Origin of the sequence: Bacillus cereus group sp. MYBKT111-2 (assembly GCF_051915205.1) — a bacterium.
GTDB classification, from domain to species: domain Bacteria; phylum Bacillota; class Bacilli; order Bacillales; family Bacillaceae_G; genus Bacillus_A; species Bacillus_A paranthracis.
In genome coordinates, this window is the sequence record NZ_JBQAEG010000005.1 from 160,293 (window position 1) to 177,455 (window position 17,163).

Sequence of the window (17,163 nt, forward strand, 5' to 3'; positions counted from 1 at the left end):
CTATGTTCACACCCCGGTCACATCTATCTTTTATAGTATATGTATCGGAGCTGTTCCTCCCTAATTTATAAGACATTCCCCAGTGTCTTGAACAACTTCCATCCCTAATTAAATTGACATAAATTGTCCCCTTCCTTAGGCCATCATATGTGATGGTCTTATTTTTTGTCTTTCTATCTTCTATTTAAAACTCCCTCTCTCTTTCACTCTATGTTCACACCCCGGTCACATCCATCTTTTATAGTATATGTATCGAAGTTGTTCCTCCCTAATTTATAAGACATTCCCCAGTGTCTTGAACAACTTCCATCCCTAATTAAATTGACATAAATTGTCCCCTTCCCTAGGTCATCCAATGTGATGGCCTAATTTGTTTTTCAAATACAAAATGTAATCCTCTCTACATTAAAATAAAGTGAAACTAATAATCAGTGGGGAGTTTTTCATCCCCCACTGATTATCAGCCCTCACCAATCGGACTTTAATGGGCAGCCCGACCCCCACCTAACTTCTTTGCTTTCGCTGAATCTTGAGGTGGGGGTCTTACTGCCCATTAAAGCGGGATAAATATTTTTGTACAAAATATTCAGAAAATATTGTCAAAATAGGTATTTTTTCGGTACAATTAATGTAGAAAGCTATTTTACAAAAAATAAGGGGGGATTTTATTGAAACAAACAAAAGCAATCTTAATTGCATTATTTCTCGGTTTAGTTGTCGGACTCACTTTAAATTTAGCTGCACCATCCATTTTTGAACCATTAAATCAATATGTGTTCAATCCACTTGGTCAATTGTTTATTCGCCTCATTAAAATGCTAGTTGTCCCTGTTGTATTCATTTCTATCGTACTTGGAGCTGCTGGTCTTGGAGATCCGAAGCAACTTGGAAGAATTGGTTTAAAATCAATTTCATTCTTTCTTGTAACTACAGCCGTTGCCATCTCTATTGCAGTTACATTTGCACTGATTATACAACCAGGATCTGGTGGTAATTTTAAAACCGAAGGGCTTAAATATGAAGGTGCAAAAACCGAAACATCTTTCGTCGATACATTGCTAAATATCGTACCAGATAATCCAGCAAAAGCGATGGCTGATGGAAACATGTTACAAATTATTGCCTTTGCCGTATTAATTGGACTTGGTATAGCTATTTTAGGAAAACGTGTCCAAGGTATTCATTCATTACTTGAACAGGGCAACGAATTAATGATGTATCTCGTTAATCTCGTTATGAAATTAGCTCCAATCGGAACATTTGGGTTGCTTGCTTCATCCGTTGGTAAAATGGGTCTTGCAGGCGTCGCTGCGATGTTCAAGTATATGATTGTCGTTATGCTAGTACTTATTATTCACGGTGTCTTCGTATATGGTGGCTTATTAAAAGTATTGGCAAAAGAAAGCATTGTCCGTTTCTTTAAACATTTCGGACCAGTAATGGCGATTGGATTTAGTACATCTAGCTCTAATGCATCTCTTCCATTTGCAATGAAAACCGCACAAGAGAAGCTTGGTGTTCCAAAAGCAATTAGCTCTTTTGTACAACCACTAGGTGCAACAATTAATATGGATGGTACTGCCATTATGCAAGGTGTAGCAACTGTATTTATCGCTCAAGTATACGGCGTTGAACTTACTATTTCCCAACTAGCTGTAGTCGTATTAACTGCTGTACTAGCTAGTATCGGCACTGCTGGTGTACCAGGTGTTGGGCTTGTAATGCTGACGATGGTTTTAAATCAAGTAAATCTACCGGTAGAAGGTATTGCCTTAATTATCGGTATTGACCGCATTCTAGATATGTCAAGAACAGCTGTAAATATTTCTGGTGATGCAATTTGCGCAATGATTGTCGCAAAATCAGAAGAAAAATATAATACAGATCAATCTGCCGCATCTTAAATCAAAAAAGGAGTGAAATGATTCACTCCTTTTTTGATTTACTTCCCTTTTTCGAACGATATTCTTTTCCTTTATTATCGTTACCAGTTTCAAATTCTGCACTAAACTCTTGTTGAAATTGCCCTGATTTCGGTGAGCCTTGATTTCCGCTCCCTTTACTACCATTTCGATTTGTCATATTTCTGCCCCCTTCCTTTATTAGTAGTATGTTACATATTTTCTTTTTTATAATCTTTTACATACGAAAAAAGACCTTCCTCATATAAGGAAAGTCTTCTTTTCCGAAGCGTAAGCGTTTTCTTACTTGTAATAACTTAAATAAGTTTTTTAGAAATAGATATCATTATATTCATTTCTTCTTCTGAAAGCGTAGAAAATCTTTCTTGTAAATATTGTTTTTTCGCATCTTCCATTTTCGCAACTAAATTTTTTCCTTGCTCTGTAATCTCCAAATATACAACTCGGCGATCTGACGTAGAACGTGAACGAGTTACAAAACCTTTATTAATTAATTTTTCTGTAACAGCTGTAATATGACTATTCGACACATTTAATTCATTCGCTACACGTGATACCATTTCTTTATTCGTACGATTCAATATTCTAAGGACGATGAACTCATTCCACGGTATGTAACCACCAAATATTTTTCCAATATCATTACGCAACGTGCGGAACATAGCAAAAACATTTGTCGATAGTTCTTCCATTAATTGCTCTCGATTTTGAGACAACTTTGACAGCCCCTTTTATTTCATTTAGTTAAATAAAAACCTTATTAATAATTCTACATGAAATCTTACTTTTTGTCACCTTATTTTCCCATAATTCGTAGTTTTTCAATATGTATTTTATGATAAAATGAAGTTAACTTCCAGAAAAAGGGGGTATTTTAATGCATGAGGAGGAGAAGTTCTCAAATCTCAGCCTAAAAGATAAGACCATTATCATTAGTATTATTGCTTTTTTTCTCATTATAGTTTTTGCATTTATATTTTTTGTATATGTAGGAATCTTTCAAATTACAGGTATAGAGTACAATTCACGTACTGCTTTACTTCTCTTTTTTTTATTAATCACTTTCTTAGACGGTATTACATTTTTCATCTTCAGCTTCTTCAAAGCACTGCTATATCCACTGACACAAAACATGCAAAATTGGATTTCTATTACGCTTTTCTCATGCATTGAAATTACACTAGATTGGTTCGTCATTCATACTGCTGATGATTGGATAGAAAGCGTACAAATGTCCAACATAGCTGAATTATGTGTCGTACTATTCTTTTTCCTATTAAGTAAATTATTAAGTGACAAGAAAGAGTAAGAATACAAGCTTTTCTATATAAAAATTGGTACAATGAAAACAAATCATACTAAAGAGGTGTTACTTATGAACTTACAAAAATGGGCTGATAAAGGTATGTCCTTTGATACATATGTGAATGAAATGAAAGTAAATCAATACGAGCTACTGCACATTTACAATAACTTTTTAATTCCAAATGAATTACTTCCTGTATTAGAAGAACGTCAAAATGATGGCTGGCGTGTTATCGTATTAACAGCTGATTGGTGTGGCGATGCTCTTTTATGCGTGCCTGTTATGAAACGAATTTCTGAAGTTGCAAATATTGATATGTCATTATTAATTCGCGATGAAAACTTAGAATTAATGGATCAATATTTAACAAACGGAACAGCACGTGCGATTCCAATCTTTATTTTCATTGATAAAGATGGAAACGAACAAGCCGTTTGGGGACCACGTGCTCCAAAAGTACAAGAGTTAGTAACTTCAATGCGCGCTACATTGCCTGAAAAAGAAGATCCAACATTCGAAGAGAAACAAAAAGAAATGTACGCTAATTTCCGTGCCACATTAGCTGATGACACTTCTCTTTGGGAACATGTAATGGAAAGCATGATGGAAAAAGTAGTAAAATAAAAAAACTGCCGAACTCGGCAGTTTTTTTATTACATAATGAAGAAATAGAATACCGCAGCTAAAATGAAGCGGTAGTAAGCAAACGGTGTTAGTTTTACACGAGATAATAATTTTAAGAATGAAACAATTGCAAGCATTGCAACAACGAACGCCGTAATAAATCCCGTTGCAAATAGCGGTATATCAGCCGCACTTAATATATCCCAGCTTTTAATTAAATCTAAGCCACTTGCGGCTACCATCATTGGTACTGCTAAAATGAATGTATATTCAGCTGCCGCTGTATGTGACACGCGAGCTAATAAACCACCACTTATTGTAGAACCAGAACGAGAAAATCCTGGCCAAAGTGCTAAACATTGGAACATTCCGATTGTAAATGCTTGCTTATATGTGATTTCATCTAATGTTCTTGCTGTACTTGGTTTTGAAAACTTCTCAGCAACAATCATTAAAATACCACCAGCCACTAAGCTAATGACAACTGGGCCTGGCCCAAATAAAACTTCTTTAATCGCACTATGGAACAATACGCCAAGTACGCCGGCAGGAATCATTCCGATAATAATATGTAATAAATTTAACGATGGTCCGTCTGTTACTTTCCCTATACCTACTAAAGACCATAGACGCTTCCAAAATATAACTACAACTGCTAAAATCGATCCCAATTGAATAACAACTTCGAAAACTTTCGCTCTCTCATCGTCAAATCCAAGTAAATGACCTGTTAAAATCATATGCCCTGTTGATGAAACTGGTAAAAACTCTGTTAAACCTTCAACAGCACCCATGATTATTCCAATTAACCAATCAGCCACGAGTAGTGCCTCCTTAATAACTAATAATATGTAATTTTTTCATACCTTACCATAATACCTTATCCCCTTTCAAAGTGCATCCTTTTTTATAGTCAAACCGTAGTTTTAATAAGCTTATTCCTTTTCTATTTTTTGATTAAATTGTATGATAGTAAGAGTTTTCTTTTTTACGTAGAAAGGGGATTTTATGAAAGAAACTAGTACATTCTCACAAAAATTAAAGCAATTTGTATTACTATTTTTCCCGATTTTTGTTACACAAATGTCATTATTTGCAATGAGCTTTTTTGATACAACAATGTCAGGACATGCAAGCCCTATTGATTTAGCAGGGGTTGCTATCGGAACGAGTATATGGATTCCAGTTAGTACGGGATTAACAGGTATTTTGATGGCTACAACTCCAATTGTTGCGCAACTCGTTGGATCCAAGAAAAAAGAAGATGTTCCCCAAGTCGTCATACAAGCAGTCTATTTAGCAATTTGCGCTAGCTTCGTCGTTATGCTTATTGGATTTTTCGCTGTTACACCCATTTTAAATGGCATGCGATTAGAAGAACCGGTAGAACGTATTGCAGCACAATTTTTAAGTATTATTGCAATGGGAATTATTCCTTTATTTACTTACACTGTTTTACGTGGATTTATTGATGCATTAGGAAAAACTCGCACAACGATGATTATTACGTTACTATCATTACCTATTAACGTAATATTAAATTATGCATTAATTTTTGGGCATTTCGGTTTTCCAAAACTCGGTGGTGTCGGAGCAGCAATTGCTTCTGCAGCAACCTATTGGTGCATTTTAATTATTACCGTTATGATTATTCGTACGAAAGAGCCTTTTGCATCTTTCCATATCTTTAAACAATTATATCGCCCTTCTCTTTCGAGTTGGAAAGAATTCTTAAAACTTGGCGTCCCTATCGGATTTGCTATCTTTTTTGAAACGAGTATTTTCGCTGCAGTAACACTTATGATGAGTAATTTTAGTACGACAACAATCGCAGCTCATCAAGCAGCTATGAACTTCGCTTCCTTGCTATATATGACGCCTTTAAGTTTAGCAATGGCCATGACCATCTCTGTTGGATTCGAAGTTGGGGCGAAACGATATAATAACGCAAAACAATATGGATTTATCGGGATTGGCTTAGCACTTGCATTCGCCCTATTATATTCCATTCTTCTTTACTTCTTTGATGATGAAATTGCTTCTATTTATACGACAGATATACAAGTTCATCATTTAGCAAAAGAATTTCTTATATTTGCGATTTTATTTCAAATTTCGGATGCAATTGCAACCCCTGTACAAGGGGCACTACGTGGTTATAAAGATGTAAATGTCGCCTTAATTATGACATTAATCGCCTATTGGGTAATTGGTCTCCCTCTCGGTTACATATTAGCAACCTATACTGATTGGGCAGCAAAAGGATATTGGATCGGTCTTATTATCGGTCTAGCATTTGGAGCAACCTTCCTCCTTATCCGTCTCTTTCAAGTTCAGAGAAAATATACAACGCAAAACAGCCGCTCATAATATAGCGGTTGTTTTCTTTATGCATATTTTTTCTTGTAACGTATAACATAATGAAAAAGAAAGGTGGATACATATGGACGAAAAAGAAAAAAAGCAATCATTCGACGAAGAATTCGCCCCTGAAATTTCACCTGGATATCGGCAAGATGTACATAAGCCACCTAAATATAAAAACACTTCGTTTTTAATGGGGATTACCATTTTTGCCGCTGTATTGCTTGTGCTTATCATTTTCGTTTATTTTTGATGGAAGGTGATTTATTATATGAAGAAACAAAATTCCAATCGTTCAAAAAGAATTGTGAAAACAGAAAAAGGGTATGCAGGTGATTCGGTTCTTACTCAGAAACAAGTCGAGCAAGGAAATTTATATATTGCTCAAAAAGAACTTGGTCAACAAAATGAAAATCTTTAAAATCCCTCAAAGAACTGGGGGATTTTTTATACCGCTATTTATGGTACTGGTTCATATTTCTCTTTATTGTACGTACTGTTTTTGTTCTAATACCTTAAATGTATGATTAACCTTTACAATTTTTATTTCATAATTCAATTTCATTTCGCTTCTCTTACCATTTTCAGTACCCGCCACGTACGCTACAGTTTGATAGAGAAAACTTCCATCCGTCACTTCACGTATCTCCTCGTTTATAAATTTATACTCTAAATCCTGAAAACGATTTGGATAATAATTTTTCATTAATTGTTCATACCCTCTATTTAAAAATAGTTCTTCACCTTTTCGTTTCACATCTTCTTTATTAGTAAACTCAAAAACTGATAGTTGCTCGGTCACAAAATGTTCTCCTACCTTTTTCATTTCATTATGAGTTAAAGTTTCTATACCTTTGTTTTTTAATTCCTTATTTAATCCGTACTGATCAATCGGTTTATAGCCCGCAAAAACCTCTTCTTTATATGACCAAAACAATCCAAAAGCGATACATAGAGAAGTGATTAATAGTCTTTTCTTTATAACACTCCCGCCCCTCTTCATAATGATAATTATATTTTAACATTTAGAAAGAAAATTCTGATATCATAAAGTGGAATAACTTAGAAACGAGGAACAATTATGGACTCTTACAAACAATATATAAAAGAAGCTTTGCCTAATCTTTCTATACATTCCTATAAACAAAATGAAGAAGGATGGGATAATGTAGCGATTATAGTAAATGATGAGCTACTGTTTCGTTTCCCGCGAAAACAGGAATATGCAATGCGAATTCCGTTAGAAAAAGAACTGTGCACAATTCTCACTCAATCACTACAAGAAATTGAAGTTCCACAATATCACCTAATTTATACAAATGAATCTGATGAGGTTCCTCTTTGTAGCTACTATACTCTCATTCATGGTGAACCGTTAAAAACAGAAATAGTTGCGAACTTAGATGAAAAAGAACGAAAAATAATTATTACACAATTAGCTACTTTCCTTGCGGCTCTACATAGCATTCCTCTAAAAAGTGTTACAGCGTTAGGGTTCCCTACCGAAAAAACACTTACCTACTGGAAAGAGCTACAAACTAAATTAAATGAGTATGTTACTAACAGTCTAACTTCGTTCCAGAAATCAACCTTAAACCGTTTATTCGAGAATTTCTTTGCCTGTCTAGCTACATCCAAATTTCAAAATACAATCATTCACGCTGATTTTACACATCATCACATTTTATTTGATAAACAAAATAAAACCATTTCAGGAATCATTGATTTTGGTGATGCTCAAATTGGAGATCCTGCCTTTGACTTTGCTGGGCTATATGATGATTTCGGACATGAATTTACTACATCAGTATATGAACAATACTGTATACTTACTTCACACCATGATCCATTACTCATTCACCGCATCACGAGTTTTTATCAATACAGTCCTTTACTACATAATATAATTTATAACTTTGAAACAAAGAATGAACTTGAATTTCTAGCAAGTATAGAACAACTGAAAGTAATACTGCAGGGATGAGATTACATTCTCTCCCTATATTCCCTCTCCTCATACATCATTAACTTTTTATCCATTTCAATAATGACTTTATATAGTTGAAATGCTTGTAAAATTTGCAGTTGAATTCCAAAAGGGGCATTCTGTTCTTTTAACCATTGAAATACTTTCGTTTCATCTTTCATTGATTATTCCTCCCTTTATTAAAATCTGCTACAAATATACGGTACATGATGAAAAGCTTTTCATGTCAACAACAAAAAAGGATGCAAATTTGCATCCTTTAATGTACGATATTTTTCTTCTGTTTCGCTTCTTTCTTTACTTCTTCCCCTTGGCATTCACTACGAAATGCACAACTTATACACTCAGAACGAAAATGACGCTCTGTATAATGCTCAGGTTGCTGTAACATTTCTTTCATTCTAGATAAATGAGCCATTCCAGTTATAATATCTTCCTGTTTCGGAGTGTAGTCATACTTAGTTCCTTCTATTAAATTAATAACTTCAATTTTCCCTGGAAGAATGCCGAAAGCTTTATAACTAAATACTGTCATTAGCTTTTGACAAAGAGCAAGCATTTCCTCATCCGCATCGACAACATACTTTTTAATTACAAACGACTCAGTACTCCACTCACCAACTTCTAATGTCAATGACATGTGGACACCTAACTCTTCCATATATGTTTGAAATTTTTCATATAAAAATAACGGTGGTGTCTGACTATCATCTCTTTCAACAAACTGTAATAAGTGATCCGTTAGCTTCGCTAACACAATGTAATACTCCATCTTCGAAGCAAACATATTCACCCTTACTTTTTTCCAATACTTTTCTATTAATATTAAAAGTACAATTTTCGTTTGTTGGCCTGCCGGTAATGTGTAATATTCGTTAATAATTCGATTCACAATCATTTGTGCGATTTGTTGCCATTCAAACGAAGAAGGTTCTCTTCTTTTGATATGACGAAAATAAAATTTATGTGGACAACGCATAAAATCATACAAATGATAATCTGTCATCGTTTTAATTGCGATTTTCTCATGCACTTGCTCTTCATCTCCCTTCTGCCATTAAGAAAGGTGTTTTACAAATTCAGCTCCAAACTGTAAACATTTTTCTACATCTTCATCTTCTGGCGTTAATTCTACTTTTAATCCTTCTAACACAACTTCTGCCCCGCGTTCTTTTAGCTTTTCTATTAAAATGTCAACTGCCACGCCATATTTTGGATAAGCCGAATCACATGATCCGAATACTGCCGCTTTTTTCCCAGTTAAATCAATAGAATCCATTGCGTCATAAAAATCTAAGAAATCATCCGGAAGGTCACCATCTCCCCAAGTGTATGCACCTAAAATAATTCCATCATACTGTTCTAATATAGAAGCTTCTGGTGAATCCATAATATCAATCACTTCAATTTCATTTTCAGTTTCACGAATCACGCCGGCAATATGATCAGCCATTTCCTCTGTATTTCCACTCATACTTGCAAAAATCATTACTAACTTACTCAACTGAACCTCTCCCCTTACTTTGTATCTCTTTTTCTGTTTGAATGCTCTTCTTCTCATCTACATATTCAGAACGAATTACATTTCGTTGCCATTCCATATGCTGATCAACTTCTTTATTTTTATCTTTTAATCCCCTCCGTAGAAGGTGAAATTTTTTTCTCATTAACATGTCGCATCCATCCTATTGATAATAATTATCAATTTCAACTATTTTTAGATTAATTGATATTGATTATCACTGTCAACAACTTTTTTTAAAAAATGATTAAAATGTACAAGCTTGTCCGTTAGCTATTCATATACTATAAATGAGCATAGTTCTTTCTCAGCCCTCTCTGACGGAAAGAAATAAAAGCAACTGCGATAGAGCGCAGTTGCCTTTTTTTATCCCACTTTAATGGGCAGTAAAACCCCCACTGATTAAAGTTGCACTTTATACTTTTCTATGATTTCAATAATCTCATTGTTGTTTCTAAAAATAATTCCACTCCATAAATGAGAGCTGATTCATCTACATCAAATTTTGGATGATGATGCGGGTAGCAAGTATCTATCTTTTTATTACCAGTCCCTAATTTAATAAAACAACCAGGTGCTTTTCTTAAATATGCCGAAAAATCTTCTCCTCCCATAGAAGGTTCAAGCTTCACAACACGCTCATTTCCAAACAAATGTAGTGCACTTTCTTCTACTACTTTCGTAATATATTCATCATTAATAACCGGATCATATCCATATCGATACGCATATGTATACGACCCTCCATGTGCTTCTGTAATTCCTTTCACGATTTTCTCAATTTTCTCTTCTGCTTCCAACCTTAATGCTTGATTAAATGAACGAACAGTGCCCATTAAAGTTGCTGCACTAGGAATAATATTATCAGCCATTCCCCCATGAAACTGCGTAACTGAAACGACTCTTTGCATAAAAGCACTTGTATTTCTTGATACAATATGTTGTAGATTTGTAATAATCTGCGCTCCGATAGCAATAGGATCTATCGTTTCTTCTGGCCTCGCCGCGTGCCCTCCTTTCCCTTGAATTTCAACTGTAAATACGTCTGGTGCAGCCATCATCGGCCCATACGCAATGCCTATCTTCCCGCTCTCAAGTCCTGACATAACATGTAAACCTATTACATAATCAACACCATCCATTACGCCTGCTTCAACCATTTCTTGTCCCCCGCCAGGATACACCTCTTCTGCATGCTGAAAGAATAGACGAATCTCCCCTGCAAAATCTTCCTTTATATTTGACAGTACTTCTGCTGTCCCCAACAAAATAGCTGCGTGAGCATCATGTCCACATGCATGCATCATTCCTTTATTCACAGACGTATAAGATTTACTCGTCTCCTCTTGAATTGGCAGAGCATCTATATCAGCTCGAATCGCAACTACTTTCCCTTGTTCCGTTCCTCTTTTAATTGCTAGTACACTATACTTCGTCGGTCTCGTTACTTCAAAAGAAGAAAATGTGCATAATGTATCATATATAAATTGTGAAGTTTCTTTCTCATGAAACGATAATTCCGGATACTTATGAAAATGTCTTCTCCATTTCACGATATTTTCTTCCGCAATTAAACTCTTCCACACTCTATTCATGATAATTTCCTCCTTTTCAAAAGAGATAGAAATTGTAAACTTTACTCTGTCTCGAGTGATTAATAAAAACAAATACTCTATTTTTTCGCATTCTTATAGTCCACTTTTATGTATTCACACAATCCACTTCCTATTTACATATCAAATCCATTACAAATTGATGCTGAATGTAATATAATTGCTAAGTTAGGGATTTTCTTTTTTAGTATTTAGTGCTAATATCAGAAAAGAGCCTTTTGACTTATTTTTACCTAAAATGTGGAATTTTGTTTTTTTCACAATAATGTAGGACATGATACCTACAAAGAGCTATTATTTCATTAAGAGAGGGAAAGACATGGAAAGATTAAAAGAGATATGGTCTCGACCACTCACACAATGGGTTGCAAAGACGGTTTATTACCTTGCAATTTTATTTGCATTACTTTGGTTGTATGGATTCCATGATACAAACACAAGTACATTTATTTACAATGAATTCTAGGGTGGGAACGTTATGAAGTTATTAGAACAAATTGAAAAGTGGGCTATTGAAACGCCTGATCAAACTGCTTTTGTTTGGCGAGATGCGAAAATTACGTACAAACAATTAAAGGAAGATTCTGATGCGTTAGCACATTGGATTTCTTCTGAGTATCCAGATGATCGTTCACCAATTATGGTGTATGGCCATATGCAACCTGAAATGATTATTAACTTTTTAGGATGTGTAAAAGCTGGACATGCTTATATTCCTGTAGATTTATCTATCCCAGCTGATCGTGTACAACGTATCGCTGAAAATTCTGGTGCGAAACTACTTTTATCAGGAACTGAAGTAACTGTAACTGATTTACCAGTTCGCATTGTAAGTGAGGACAACTTAAAAGATATTTTCTTTACTCATAAAGGGAAAACTCCAAATCCTGAACATGCGGTAAAAGGTGATGAAAACTTCTACATTATTTACACATCAGGAAGCACAGGTAATCCGAAAGGGGTTCAGATTACTTATAACTGCCTTGTAAGTTTTACAAAATGGGCTGTAGAAGATTTCAACTTACAAACGGGACAAGTATTCTTAAACCAAGCACCTTTCTCATTTGATTTATCTGTCATGGATATTTACCCATCATTAGTAACAGGTGGTACACTTTGGGCAATTGATAAAGATATGATTGCACGTCCAAAAGACTTGTTTGCTTCTTTAGAGCAATCGGATATACAAGTATGGACTTCCACACCATCTTTCGCAGAAATGTGTTTAATGGAAGCATCTTTCTCTGAGAGTATGCTACCAAACATGAAAACATTCTTATTCTGCGGTGAAGTGTTACCAAATGAAGTAGCTAGAAAATTAATTGAGCGTTTCCCGAAAGCAACAATTATGAATACGTACGGTCCAACTGAAGCTACTGTCGCTGTAACAGGTATTCACGTTACAGAAGAAGTGCTTGATCAATACAAATCACTTCCAGTTGGCTACTGTAAATCAGACTGCCGCCTTCTTATTATGAAAGAAGATGGTACGATTGCGCCTGATGGTGAAAAAGGTGAAATCGTAATTGTTGGTCCAAGCGTAAGCGTTGGATATTTAGGAAGCCCTGAATTAACAGAAAAAGCATTTACTATGATTGACGGTGAGCGCGCCTATAAAACAGGCGATGCTGGCTATGTTGAAAATGGTCTTCTATTCTATAATGGTCGTCTTGATTTCCAAATTAAGCTGCATGGTTATCGAATGGAATTAGAAGAAATTGAGCATCACCTTCGTGCGTGTTCTTACGTAGAAGGAGCAGTTATCGTTCCAATTAAAAAAGGTGAGAAATACGATTATTTATTAGCGGTTGTTGTTCCTGGAGAACATTCATTTGAAAAAGAATTCAAATTAACATCTGCAATCAAAAAAGAACTCAATGAGCGATTACCAAACTACATGATTCCACGTAAATTCATGTATCAATCTTCTATTCCAATGACACCAAATGGAAAGGTAGATCGCAAAAAATTATTGAGTGAGGTTACAGCATGACCGCATATGGATCATTTTATTTTTTCGCTATAGTGGGCATTTTATTAATACCTACTATCATAGCTGGACTAAAAGGTAAAATGTTGCGTAAATATAATGCCGTTTTAACATTAGTCATGCTTGCTATTATCTTCTCAGATAAACCGAAGCAAGCGATTATGTTAGCCGCATTTATTATTTGGCAATATGCCCTAATTAAAGGCTATTTACTTTTAAGAAAACAAAATAATAGTACATTCACGTTTTGTATAGCTGTTATTTTATCAATTTTGCCACTTATTTTGGCAAAAATCGCACCATTTGCACCTGACCTAAAGTTTATTGTATTTTTAGGTATGTCTTATGTAACATTTAGGGCAGTACAAATGGTATTTGAAGTTCGTGATGGTTTAATTAAAGAACTATCCTTCTTTAATTTTTGGGAATTCGTTTTATTCTTCCCAGCAATTTCAACGGGACCTATCGATCGTTACCGTAGATTCCAAAAAGATATTCAAAAGCCACCTAGTGCAGAAGAATATCAAAATTTACTATATACTGGATTAAACCGTATTTTCCAAGGTTTCTTGTATAAATTTATTATCGCTTACTTAATAAAGCAATATTTTATGGATCCGGCATTTGCACAGCAAGATACAATCCTATCAAATATGATTTACATGTATAGCTATAGCTTATATTTATTCTTCGACTTTGCTGGTTATAGCTCATTTGTAATTGGTGTGAGTTATATGATGGGTATTAAAACGCCAGAAAACTTTAATAAACCGTTCATTAGTCGTAATATTAAAGACTTCTGGAACCGCTGGCACATGAGTTTATCATTCTGGTTCCGTGATTTTATTTACATGCGTTTCGTCTTTTTTGCAACGAAGAAAAAGTTAATTAAGAACCGTTACACTATTTCGTATATCGGGGCGTTTTTAAACTTCTTCATTATGGGAATTTGGCATATTACTGGTGAGCATGTGTATCAATACATTATTTATGGTCTTTATCATGCCGCACTGTTTATTCTATTCGATATTTTCGAACGAAAAAACAAAAAGCATAAGTTTTGGCCAAACAACAAATTCACACACGTCCTTGCGATCGTAATTACGTTCCACGTTGTATGTTTCGGTTTCCTAATTTTCTCTGGACACCTTAACAGATACTTTTAATGCACCCTTCTTATACCATTAAGAAGTTGCACATATAATATATTTCGGATATAAAGGAGATTTTAAAAATGGCAGAATTCAAAGAGCAAGTATTAGATATTTTAGAAGAAGTATGTGAGAACGATATTGTAAAAGAAAACTTAGATGTTCAATTATTTGAAGAAGGTATTCTTGATTCTTTCGCTGTAGTATCTTTATTAGTTGAATTCCAAGAGCGTTTAGATATTGAAGTTTCTATTTCTGATTTTGATCGTGACGAGTGGGCTACTCCAAACATGGTTATTAAGAAGTTGGAAGAAATCCGATGAACAAAGCAAAATTTGGTCCGATGCTTTTAGCATTGGCCCTTTTTGCTGTATTCCTACTTATTCCGACGCGCTTTCTACTCCCGCTTTTAAGTGACGAAAAAGTAGAACAAGCTGCAACTTCTTTAAAAGAAGAAAAGATTCAAAGTATGATTTTACAGCAAAAGATGTTAGCAGACTCGAAATACCTTCCGATGTATGGTTCATCGGAATTCGCACGTATGGATGCTTACCATCCATCAAATTATTTCAAAGTAAAGCCTGAAGGATTCACACCATTCCTACTTGGACGTGGCGGAACACAAGACCTTGTACATGTATTAAACTTTGCATCTACAATGGATCAATTGAAAGATAAGAAAATGGTATTCGTTCTTTCTCCGCAATGGTTTGTACCACAAGGTATTGATGAAACACACTTTGCACCTAACTTTTCAAAGCAACAAGGTTACCACTTCATTTTCAACGATGATGTAAAACCTGAAATGAAAAAGCAAATTGCAAAGCGTTTATTAAACTTTGAGATCGTTAAGAAAGAAACTTTATTAAAAATTTCGCTTGAAGGTATCGTTTACGATGATACAAAGCATAAAGTAAAAGCACTTGCTGCTAAACCTTTCGCTTATATTTATCGTAACATTTTAGATCGTAAAGATTTATTTACAGCTATGTTTAATATTAAACCGCATAAAGAAAAACTTGACCCTTCATTAAAACAAATGAGCTGGGAAGAGGCTCGTAAACATGCAGATCAAACAGGTGCAGCAGAATCTGGATCTAACAATTACGGTATTGAAGATGGTTACTTCAACAGCAAAATCAAGAAGAAATTAAAGCAACGTGAAGGCTACTTAAAAAATGATGCTTATGATCAATCGCCAGAATATGAAGATTTACAAATTGCACTTGATTTATTAAAACAATCTGGTGCAAAACCACTCTTCATTTCTGTTCCTGTAAAAGGTCCTTGGTACGATTACGCTGGCTTCCCGAAAGAACGCCGAGAATTGTACTATAAGAAAGTTCATGAGCAAATTGAGAAAGCTGGCTATCCAATTGCTGACTTCTCAAATCATGAGTATGATAAATACTTCTTAAAAGATCACATGCACTTAGGTTGGAAAGGCTGGGTTTATATCGATGAGGCCATCCAACAATTTTATAAAGCAAACTAATGAAAAGACCGCTTGAATTATTCAAGTGGTCTTTTTCTATATACATTTTGCAATTGTTCAATTGTGTTATCTGCTTCTTTCATCACTCTCTCCACTACATGCTGAGCTGATTCTATTCGTGCTAATGATGACGCTTGTCCTGCCCAAAGTGACATATATTCTCCATTATTTTGCTTTGCTGCTTGTTGGCGTATTTTAGAGGTTAATACATTTTGCACCGGATACATCGGAAGGTCTTCTTCTTTCCCTTCATGCTTCTCTATAAATTCATTACGAATACCTCGTGCATATTTCCCGGAAAACGCACGAGTCACAGTTGTACTCGTATCTGTACTACGTAAAACCGCTTTTTTATACACGTCATGCGTAATACTCTCTTCACTCGTTAAAAAGGCTGATCCCATTTGAACAGCTTCTGCTCCCAGTGTAAATGCCGCAACAAGCCCTTGCCCGTTCATTACACCACCTGCTGCAACAATCGGGATATGCGGAACTGCTGCTACTAGCTGCGGAATTAATGCAAACGTACCAATCATAGCGTCCTGTTCTTTCCCGATAAACGTTCCTCTATGCCCTCCTGCCTCGCTACCTTGACCGACAATAATGTCTACTCCTAATTCAGCAAGCACTTTCGCCTCTGCCACATGAGTAGCTGTGCCGATGACTTTTATTCCACTTCTTTTCAAATCATTTATCTCTTCTTTTTCTAACGTTTGAAACGCAAAGCTAACGACTGGTACTTTTTCTTCTACTAACACTTGTAATTGTTCTTTATAACTTTTTGGAAGCTTTACCTGCTCTTCTTCCTCTATACCGAATTCTCTATTCACTCCGCTAAGTAATCTCTTTGCCAAGTTTATCTTCTCTTCTTCTATCTCTATCTCTTTTGTTAAAAGTAAATTAACACCGAAGGGCTTATCTGTTAGCTCCCTTATTGTATAAATTGCTTCACGAATTTGTTCTGGGCTCATATAGCCTGCTCCAAGCGTTCCTAATCCTCCGCTATTACTCACAGCTGCAACGAGTTCTGGCGTCGTAATCGCACCCGCCATACCGGCTTGAATGATGGGATACTTAATTTGTAATGTATCTATGACTCGACTTGTAAACATTGTTTCTCCTCCTATTCTCTTTATATCTTCTTTATTTGACAAACTTTTCCCTTCTTTTACAAGGATTGAACTTCCTA

The 17,163-nt window shown here is 35.2% G+C and carries 22 protein-coding genes; 12 read left to right on the forward strand and 10 right to left on the reverse strand.

What is annotated here, in order from left to right:
- Positions 1 to 668: 668 nt before the first annotated feature.
- The gene (locus ACTFNE_RS16035; RefSeq protein WP_000814817.1) at positions 669 to 1,904 is read left to right on the forward strand and encodes a dicarboxylate/amino acid:cation symporter; all 1,236 of its coding nucleotides are present in this window, start codon (positions 669 to 671) and stop codon (positions 1,902 to 1,904) included.
- Positions 1,905 to 1,926: 22 nt separating this feature from the next.
- Here the strand turns inward: ACTFNE_RS16035 and ACTFNE_RS16040 are convergent, their stop codons facing one another.
- Positions 1,927 to 2,082: a hypothetical protein gene (locus ACTFNE_RS16040; protein WP_000184931.1), complete on the reverse strand. Its 156-nt coding sequence runs from the start codon at positions 2,080 to 2,082 to the stop codon at positions 1,927 to 1,929.
- A gap of 136 nt (positions 2,083 to 2,218) precedes the next feature.
- Positions 2,219 to 2,638, reverse strand: a complete 420-nt coding sequence (locus tag ACTFNE_RS16045) for a MarR family winged helix-turn-helix transcriptional regulator (protein WP_000081447.1) — start codon at positions 2,636 to 2,638, stop codon at positions 2,219 to 2,221.
- A 161-nt stretch (positions 2,639 to 2,799) separates the two neighbouring features.
- Between ACTFNE_RS16045 and ACTFNE_RS16050 the strand changes: the two genes are divergently transcribed.
- Positions 2,800 to 3,231, forward strand: coding sequence for a regulatory YrvL family protein (locus ACTFNE_RS16050; protein WP_046197226.1), 432 nt, complete (start codon positions 2,800 to 2,802; stop codon positions 3,229 to 3,231).
- 33 nt (positions 3,232 to 3,264) lie between these two features.
- Entirely contained in the window at positions 3,265 to 3,852 is a 588-nt protein-coding gene (locus tag ACTFNE_RS16055) for a thioredoxin family protein (protein WP_001997033.1), read from the forward strand.
- Positions 3,853 to 3,881: 29 nt separating this feature from the next.
- Here the strand turns inward: ACTFNE_RS16055 and uppP are convergent, their stop codons facing one another.
- On the reverse strand, positions 3,882 to 4,673 hold the full coding sequence (gene uppP, locus ACTFNE_RS16060; RefSeq protein WP_000796248.1) for a bacitracin resistance undecaprenyl-diphosphatase: 792 nt from the start codon (positions 4,671 to 4,673) through the stop codon (positions 3,882 to 3,884).
- A gap of 187 nt (positions 4,674 to 4,860) precedes the next feature.
- Between uppP and ACTFNE_RS16065 the strand changes: the two genes are divergently transcribed.
- The 3 genes from ACTFNE_RS16065 (at position 4,861) to ACTFNE_RS16075 (ending at position 6,637) form a co-directional block, all read left to right on the forward strand.
- A complete protein-coding gene (locus ACTFNE_RS16065; protein ID WP_000665528.1) occupies positions 4,861 to 6,222 on the forward strand; it encodes an MATE family efflux transporter in 1,362 nt (453 codons plus the stop codon).
- Positions 6,223 to 6,295: 73 nt separating this feature from the next.
- Complete coding sequence (locus tag ACTFNE_RS16070; protein WP_000343559.1) at positions 6,296 to 6,469, forward strand: hypothetical protein; 174 nt, start codon at positions 6,296 to 6,298, stop codon at positions 6,467 to 6,469.
- An 18-nt stretch (positions 6,470 to 6,487) separates the two neighbouring features.
- Positions 6,488 to 6,637, forward strand: a complete 150-nt coding sequence (locus tag ACTFNE_RS16075) for a hypothetical protein (RefSeq protein WP_000744620.1) — start codon at positions 6,488 to 6,490, stop codon at positions 6,635 to 6,637.
- A gap of 63 nt (positions 6,638 to 6,700) precedes the next feature.
- Here ACTFNE_RS16075 and ACTFNE_RS16080 read toward each other — a convergent pair whose 3' ends face one another.
- A complete protein-coding gene (locus ACTFNE_RS16080; RefSeq protein ID WP_046197224.1) occupies positions 6,701 to 7,219 on the reverse strand; it encodes a hypothetical protein in 519 nt (172 codons plus the stop codon).
- A gap of 78 nt (positions 7,220 to 7,297) precedes the next feature.
- On the opposite strand from ACTFNE_RS16080, the gene ACTFNE_RS16085 reads away from it, so the two are divergent.
- On the forward strand, positions 7,298 to 8,200 hold the full coding sequence (locus ACTFNE_RS16085) for an aminoglycoside phosphotransferase family protein (protein WP_046197223.1): 903 nt from the start codon (positions 7,298 to 7,300) through the stop codon (positions 8,198 to 8,200).
- Positions 8,201 to 8,202: 2 nt separating this feature from the next.
- Here ACTFNE_RS16085 and ACTFNE_RS16090 read toward each other — a convergent pair whose 3' ends face one another.
- The 5 genes from ACTFNE_RS16090 to amaA all read right to left on the reverse strand — a co-directional run bounded on the left by ACTFNE_RS16090 (position 8,203) and on the right by amaA (position 11,320).
- Entirely contained in the window at positions 8,203 to 8,364 is a 162-nt protein-coding gene (locus ACTFNE_RS16090; RefSeq protein ID WP_000651087.1) for a hypothetical protein, read from the reverse strand.
- A gap of 98 nt (positions 8,365 to 8,462) precedes the next feature.
- Positions 8,463 to 9,236 carry a hypothetical protein gene (locus tag ACTFNE_RS16095; RefSeq protein ID WP_000544556.1) on the reverse strand — a complete coding sequence of 258 codons (774 nt, stop codon included), beginning with the start codon at positions 9,234 to 9,236 and terminating at the stop codon, positions 8,463 to 8,465.
- Positions 9,237 to 9,260: 24 nt separating this feature from the next.
- Positions 9,261 to 9,707, reverse strand: coding sequence for a flavodoxin (locus ACTFNE_RS16100; RefSeq protein WP_000041150.1), 447 nt, complete (start codon positions 9,705 to 9,707; stop codon positions 9,261 to 9,263).
- The gene (locus tag ACTFNE_RS16105; RefSeq protein WP_000929012.1) at positions 9,700 to 9,876 is read right to left on the reverse strand and encodes a hypothetical protein; all 177 of its coding nucleotides are present in this window, start codon (positions 9,874 to 9,876) and stop codon (positions 9,700 to 9,702) included. Before ACTFNE_RS16105 ends, ACTFNE_RS16100 begins: the two co-directional genes overlap by 8 nt.
- A 274-nt stretch (positions 9,877 to 10,150) precedes the next feature.
- Positions 10,151 to 11,320, reverse strand: coding sequence for an N-acyl-aliphatic-L-amino acid amidohydrolase (gene amaA, locus ACTFNE_RS16110; protein ID WP_270706050.1), 1,170 nt, complete (start codon positions 11,318 to 11,320; stop codon positions 10,151 to 10,153).
- Positions 11,321 to 11,657: 337 nt separating this feature from the next.
- On the opposite strand from amaA, the gene ACTFNE_RS16115 reads away from it, so the two are divergent.
- The 5 genes from ACTFNE_RS16115 to dltD all read left to right on the forward strand — a co-directional run bounded on the left by ACTFNE_RS16115 (position 11,658) and on the right by dltD (position 15,974).
- The gene (locus ACTFNE_RS16115; RefSeq protein WP_000440293.1) at positions 11,658 to 11,804 is read left to right on the forward strand and encodes a teichoic acid D-Ala incorporation-associated protein DltX; all 147 of its coding nucleotides are present in this window, start codon (positions 11,658 to 11,660) and stop codon (positions 11,802 to 11,804) included.
- Positions 11,805 to 11,816: 12 nt separating this feature from the next.
- Positions 11,817 to 13,331 (forward strand): D-alanine--poly(phosphoribitol) ligase subunit DltA, encoded by a 1,515-nt coding sequence (gene dltA, locus ACTFNE_RS16120; RefSeq protein ID WP_000770523.1) that lies wholly within the window; start codon positions 11,817 to 11,819, stop codon positions 13,329 to 13,331.
- A complete protein-coding gene (dltB, locus tag ACTFNE_RS16125; RefSeq protein ID WP_000127947.1) occupies positions 13,328 to 14,494 on the forward strand; it encodes a D-alanyl-lipoteichoic acid biosynthesis protein DltB in 1,167 nt (388 codons plus the stop codon). Before dltA ends, dltB begins: the two co-directional genes overlap by 4 nt.
- Positions 14,495 to 14,562: 68 nt before the next feature.
- Entirely contained in the window at positions 14,563 to 14,802 is a 240-nt protein-coding gene (gene dltC / locus ACTFNE_RS16130; RefSeq protein WP_000807310.1) for a D-alanine--poly(phosphoribitol) ligase subunit DltC, read from the forward strand.
- A complete protein-coding gene (dltD, locus tag ACTFNE_RS16135; RefSeq protein ID WP_001030285.1) occupies positions 14,799 to 15,974 on the forward strand; it encodes a D-alanyl-lipoteichoic acid biosynthesis protein DltD in 1,176 nt (391 codons plus the stop codon). Before dltC ends, dltD begins: the two co-directional genes overlap by 4 nt.
- Before the next feature lie 17 nt (positions 15,975 to 15,991).
- Here dltD and ACTFNE_RS16140 read toward each other — a convergent pair whose 3' ends face one another.
- The gene (locus ACTFNE_RS16140) at positions 15,992 to 17,086 is read right to left on the reverse strand and encodes an NAD(P)H-dependent flavin oxidoreductase (RefSeq protein ID WP_270706051.1); all 1,095 of its coding nucleotides are present in this window, start codon (positions 17,084 to 17,086) and stop codon (positions 15,992 to 15,994) included.
- Between the last annotated feature and the right edge of the window lie 77 nt (positions 17,087 to 17,163).